This is a genomic window from uncultured Blautia sp., from assembly GCF_902497045.1.
In the GTDB taxonomy this organism is placed as follows: Bacteria; Bacillota; Clostridia; order Lachnospirales; family Lachnospiraceae; genus Blautia_A.
Genome location: NZ_CABVDF010000175.1, coordinates 1 through 6,095 on the forward strand (window position 1 = coordinate 1; position 6,095 = coordinate 6,095).

A 6,095-nucleotide genomic window follows, 5' to 3' on the forward strand; every position below is an offset into this window, starting at 1 on the left:
CATTACTAAAAGAAAGGAAAAGGTGATGTTTTAGCTTCTATAAACATCATACAAGTGAAAAAGATGAAAAACCGGATGAAGGATCTGGATTTTGAACAGACGGTTGCGTTTGACAGAGTAGAAGAATTTGAATTTACAAGAAAAGCCGCCCAGCGATTTCGGCAGGTTGTCAGTCTTGAAGGATTTGAGGATGAAGATGCAGATGTGATCTTTCATTACCTGTATAAAGAAATGGAACTTGTGTCCTTTGGGGATCACCTGAAACGGTATATTTATGAGAGAGCAGGTCTTGAGGAGCCTTACGGCGAAGTAACTCAGGATATTTACAGAGATATTGTGATAGAGTCTTTTCATGAAACATGCACTCCAAAATCCATGAAACCTACGTCTACAAAGCTGACATCTTTGGTAAACAACTGGCTTACCCAGGCTTCTGTGAAGAGGGAGACTGTTTTTCTGCTGGGATTTGGATTAAAAATGAGCGCTGATGACGTATCCGATTTTCTTACCCGTGTACTTCGGGAACAGGATTTTGATTTTCACAATCCGGAAGAGGTAATATACTGGTACTGTTATTTCCGTCAGTATGGCTACCATAAAGCGGAGGAGCTGAAAAAAGAGTATGCGCAGCTGGAACCGGATAAAGATTATACGGAAGCTTCCCGTGTGTTTTCCGGCGGCCTGTGTCTTGATACAGAAGAGAAGCTGCTTCAGTATCTGGCCTATGTCAAAGCCGGAGCCGATGATCCCATGTCAGAAAAAAGTCAGGCTTTCCAGGAGTTCAAAAGGCTTCTGAACCGGGCAAAGGAAATCATTGCCGCCATGTACCAGGGAGATGAAGAGGAAAAAGAACGTGGAAAGATGTGGAAAGCCGAAGATATTTCAGACTCGGATGTGGAAAAAGTAATATGCAGCGGGATACCGGTAAATAAAATGGGGAATCTGAAAAAAATGTCTGCATCTATTCTGGCAAAGCATTTCAGCCAGAAGCGTTTCAGCCGCCAGAGAATCAACAGTATCATGAATCATAAGCTGCCGGTAGAGAGGTTTGATCTGATCACTCTGGAATTTTTTATTGTATCACAGGAAATGCAGGACGATGATCCCTATCAGAGATACCGTCACTTTCTGGGAGAAATCCAGGAGGTACTTCATAAATGCGGTATGAGCGAAATCTATATTGTAAATCCATATGAGTGCTTTCTTCTTATGTGTCTCCTGACAGACTGCCCACTGGCAGTATTTGCCGATATATGGGAGATGTCGTATGAGGAAATGGAATAAAATAGGAAAACCTGGGTTAAATTTAAAGAAAACACCTTGACAGCCGTATTTTTACAGGATATAATGAGCAGGCGTGCAATAGGAATGCATTTCTTTTTGTGCGTATAAACTTAAAAATAGCAACCGCACAACCCCATGGAAGACCCATGGAGAAATCAATCGGGAGGTGAAATGGAATGCCAACATTCAACCAGTTAGTAAGAAAAGGACGTCAGACCACTGTAAAGAAATCTACAGCACCGGCTCTGCAGAAAACATTCAACTCTTTAAGAAAGAAAGCAGTAGAGCAGTCTGCACCGCAGAAACGTGGCGTTTGTACAGCAGTTAAAACTGCAACCCCTAAAAAACCTAACTCCGCTCTTAGAAAGATCGCCAGAGTTCGTCTTTCCAACGGAATCGAGGTAACAAGCTACATTCCAGGAGAGGGACACAACCTTCAGGAGCATAGCGTTGTTCTTATCCGTGGTGGTAGGGTTAAAGACTTACCTGGTACAAGATACCATATCATCAGAGGTACTCTTGATACTGCAGGTGTAGCAAACAGAAAACAGGCCCGCTCCAAATACGGCGCTAAGAGACCGAAAAAGAAATAAAGCAAATTTCGCAGCGTAGCGAAGGAATTTGCGATACTTCTCGAACACGAAGTGTTTGAGAAGGTTCCCGTCTTACTGAAAGGCAGGGAGAACTTTAAAGGTATCAATTTCGATCGCAGGGCGATTGAGAAGGTTCCCGTCTTGCTGAAAGACAGGGATACAACATTATCTATCATTTGTAGAATCACTAACAGCTATAAATTTGTACGGTATTCCATATACCCTGTCGGTTGCGGGTTAATATAGGACTTTACCAGTGCGAACACCTTAGTTTTTGAAGTGAGTACCGATGATATAATCATATTGATTAAGGAGGGAAGTAACGTGCCACGTAAAGGACATACTCAGAAAAGAGACGTTCTGGCAGACCCGATGTACAACAACAAAGTGGTTACCAAACTTATCAATAACATCATGTTAGATGGTAAGAAAGGTGTCGCTCAGAAGATTGTATACGGCGCATTCGCCAGAGTAGAAGAAAAAGCTGGCAAACCAGCTATCGAAGTTTTTGAAGAAGCTATGAACAACATCATGCCTCTTCTTGAAGTAAAAGCAAGACGTATCGGTGGTGCTACTTATCAGGTTCCGATCGAGGTAAGAGCAGACAGACGTCAGGCACTGGCTCTTCGCTGGCTCACCACCTATTCTCGTAAAAGAGCTGAGAAGACAATGGAGGAGAGACTTGCAAACGAGCTTCTTGATGCAATGAACAACACAGGTGCATCTGTTAAGAAGAAAGAAGAAATGCATAAGATGGCTGAGGCAAATAAAGCATTTGCTCACTATCGCTTCTAATTAGAGGAGGAAAATCCATTGGCTGGAAGAGAATATCCATTAGAAAGAACCAGAAACATCGGTATCATGGCGCATATCGATGCTGGTAAAACTACAACAACAGAGCGTATTCTTTACTATACCGGCGTTAACTACAAGATTGGTGATACTCATGAAGGTACTGCTACCATGGACTGGATGGAGCAGGAGCAGGAAAGAGGTATCACAATCACTTCAGCAGCTACAACATGTCACTGGACTCTGCAGGAAAACTGCAAGGCAAAACCGGGAGCTCTTGAGCACCGTATCAACATTATTGATACCCCTGGACACGTTGACTTTACTGTTGAGGTAGAGCGTTCTCTTCGTGTATTAGACGGCGCTGTTGGCGTTTTCTGTGCAAAGGGTGGCGTTGAGCCGCAGTCTGAAAACGTATGGCGTCAGGCTGACACATACAACGTACCGAGAATGGCATTTATCAATAAAATGGACATCCTCGGCGCTGATTTCTACGGAGCTGTAGAGCAGATCAAAACCCGTCTGGGCAAAAATGCTATCTGCATCCAGCTTCCAATTGGTAAAGAAGATGAATTTAAGGGAATCGTTGACCTGTTTGAGATGAAAGCTTACATCTACAACGATGATAAGGGCGATGATATCTCTATCGTTGATATTCCGGAAGAAATGAAGGACGATGCAGAACTGTATCGTACAGAGCTTGTAGAGAAGATCTGTGAGCTTGACGACGATCTGATGATGGAGTATCTGGAAGGTGAAGAGCCTTCTGTAGAAGCTATGAAAGCAACATTGAGAAAAGCTACATGCGAGTGTGCAGCAGTTCCGGTTTGCTGTGGTACAGCTTACAGAAACAAAGGTGTTCAGAAGCTTCTTGATGCGATCATTGAGTTCATGCCGTCTCCTCTTGATGTACCGGCTATCGAAGGTACAGACCTTGATGGAAATGAAATTGTAAGACACTCTTCTGACGAAGAGCCGTTCGCAGCACTTGCATTTAAGATCATGGCTGACCCATTCGTAGGAAAGCTTGCTTTCTTCCGTGTATATTCAGGAACAATGAACTCCGGTTCTTACGTTCTTAACTCCTCTAAAGGAAAGAAAGAGCGTGTAGGACGTATCCTTCAGATGCATGCGAATAAGAGACAGGAACTTGATAAAGTTTATGCCGGCGATATCGCAGCAGCAGTTGGATTTAAAGTAACAGGTACAGGTGATACCATCTGCGACGAGCAGCATCCGGTTATCCTGGAATCCATGGAATTCCCGGAACCTGTTATTGAGCTTGCAATCGAGCCTAAGACAAAAGCAGGCCAGGGCAAACTTGGCGAAGCTCTTGTGAAACTGGCAGAGGAAGACCCCACATTCCGCGCTCATACAAACCAGGAAACTGGCCAGACAATTATCGCCGGAATGGGTGAGCTTCATCTGGAGATCATCGTTGACCGTCTCCTTCGTGAATTCAAGGTAGAGGCTAACGTAGGTGCTCCTCAGGTTGCTTATAAAGAGACAATTACTAAGGCTGTTGAAGTTGACAGCAAATATGCAAAACAGTCTGGTGGTCGTGGACAGTACGGTCACTGTAAAGTTAAATTCGAGCCTATGGATGCCAACGGCGAAGAACTGTACAAGTTTGAGTCTACTGTTGTCGGCGGTGCTATTCCGAAGGAATATATCCCGGCAGTTGGTGAAGGTATCGAAGAGGCAATGAAGGCTGGACAGCTTGGCGGATATCCGGTTGTTGGTATCCATGCTAACGTATATGACGGTTCTTACCATGAAGTCGACTCTTCTGAAATGGCATTCCACATTGCAGGTTCTCTTGCATTCAAAGATGCTATGCAGAAGGCATCCCCGATTCTTCTTGAGCCAATCATGAGAGTCGAGGTAACTACTCCGGAGGATTACATGGGTGATGTTATCGGTGATATCAACTCCCGTCGTGGTCGTATCGAGGGTATGGACGATATCGGCGGCGGTAAGATGATCCGTGGTTTCGTTCCGCTTTCCGAAATGTTCGGATATGCAACAGACCTTCGTTCCAGAACTCAGGGACGTGGTAACTACTCCATGTTCTTCGAGAAATATGAGCCGGTTCCGAAGTCCGTACAGGAAAAGATCCTTTCCAAGAAAGACGCTTAATCGATTCATAAAATACTTGCAAATATCCTTGATTTGCAATATAATCAAGGATAGCAAGTTTACTTTAAAAAAATCTGCTCTGATAGAAAGAGCCAAGTTTTAAGGAGGACATTTTAAAATGGCAAAGGCTAAGTTTGAGAGAAGCAAACCGCATTGTAACATTGGTACCATTGGACACGTTGACCATGGTAAGACAACACTTACAGCAGCTATCACTAAAGTTCTGGCTGAGAGAGTAGCTGGTAACTCTGCTACAGATTTCGAGAACATTGATAAAGCTCCGGAAGAAAGAGAGCGTGGTATCACAATCTCTACAGCACACGTTGAGTATGAGACTGAGAACCGTCACTATGCACATGTTGACTGCCCAGGACATGCTGACTACGTTAAGAACATGATCACTGGTGCTGCTCAGATGGACGGCGCTATCCTTGTTGTTGCTGCTACAGACGGTGTTATGGCTCAGACTAAAGAGCACATCCTTCTTTCCCGTCAGGTAGGTGTTCCTTACATTGTTGTATTCATGAACAAATGTGATATGGTTGACGATGAGGAACTCCTTGAACTGGTTGAGATGGAGATCCGTGAACTTCTTTCCGAGTATGACTTCCCGGGAGATGACATTCCGGTTATTCAGGGTTCCGCTCTGAAAGCTCTTGAAGATCCAAACAGCAAGTGGGGAGACAAGATCATGGAACTTATGGATGCAGTAGACAGCTACATCCCGGATCCGAAGCGTGATACAGATAAAGACTTCGTTATGCCTGTAGAGGACGTATTCTCTATCACAGGTCGTGGTACTGTTGCAACAGGCCGTGTTGAGGCTGGTGTTCTTCACGTATCTGAGGAAGTTGAAATCGTTGGTATCAAAGAAGAGACACGTAAAGTTGTTGTAACTGGTATCGAGATGTTCCGTAAACTTCTTGATGAAGCTCAGGCTGGTGACAACATCGGTGCACTTCTTCGTGGTGTTCAGAGAAACGAGATCGAGCGTGGACAGGTTCTTGCTAAACCAGGCACAATCACATGCCATACAAAATTCACAGCTCAGGTTTACGTTCTGACAAAAGACGAGGGTGGCCGTCATACACCATTCTTCAACAACTATCGTCCGCAGTTCTACTTCAGAACAACTGACGTAACAGGTGTCTGCAACCTTCCAGAAGGAACAGAGATGTGCATGCCTGGAGATAACATCGAGATGACAATCGAGCTGATCCATCCGATCGCTATGAGCCAGGGTCTTACATTCGCTATCCGTGAAGGTGGACGTACTGTAGGATCAGG

Annotated in this window: 5 protein-coding genes; all 5 read left to right on the forward strand. The window is 44.4% G+C overall.

What is annotated here, in order from left to right:
• Positions 1-63: 63 nt before the first annotated feature.
• Positions 64-1,284, forward strand: a complete 1,221-nt coding sequence (locus RDS42_RS11370; RefSeq protein ID WP_308783772.1) for a hypothetical protein — start codon at positions 64-66, stop codon at positions 1,282-1,284.
• A gap of 176 nt (positions 1,285-1,460) precedes the next feature.
• Positions 1,461-1,877: a 30S ribosomal protein S12 gene (rpsL, locus tag RDS42_RS11375; protein ID WP_117674944.1), complete on the forward strand. Its 417-nt coding sequence runs from the start codon at positions 1,461-1,463 to the stop codon at positions 1,875-1,877.
• A 324-nt stretch (positions 1,878-2,201) separates the two neighbouring features.
• Positions 2,202-2,672 carry a 30S ribosomal protein S7 gene (gene rpsG / locus RDS42_RS11380; RefSeq protein WP_177297209.1) on the forward strand — a complete coding sequence of 157 codons (471 nt, stop codon included), beginning with the start codon at positions 2,202-2,204 and terminating at the stop codon, positions 2,670-2,672.
• 18 nt (positions 2,673-2,690) lie between these two features.
• Complete coding sequence (gene fusA, locus RDS42_RS11385; RefSeq protein ID WP_308783773.1) at positions 2,691-4,808, forward strand: elongation factor G; 2,118 nt, start codon at positions 2,691-2,693, stop codon at positions 4,806-4,808.
• Between the two features lie 118 nt (positions 4,809-4,926).
• Positions 4,927-6,095: elongation factor Tu (gene tuf, locus RDS42_RS11390; RefSeq protein WP_308783774.1), on the forward strand; the 1,169-nt coding region annotated here is incomplete at its 3' end.

Bases quoted from the DNA above. Each gene is read 5' to 3' on its own strand.
- RDS42_RS11370 (WP_308783772.1), top strand. From the start codon at position 64: ATGAAAAACCGGATGAAGGATCTGGATTTTGAACAGACGGTTGCGTTT.
- rpsL (WP_117674944.1), top strand. From the start codon at position 1,461: ATGCCAACATTCAACCAGTTAGTAAGAAAAGGACGTCAGACCACTGTA.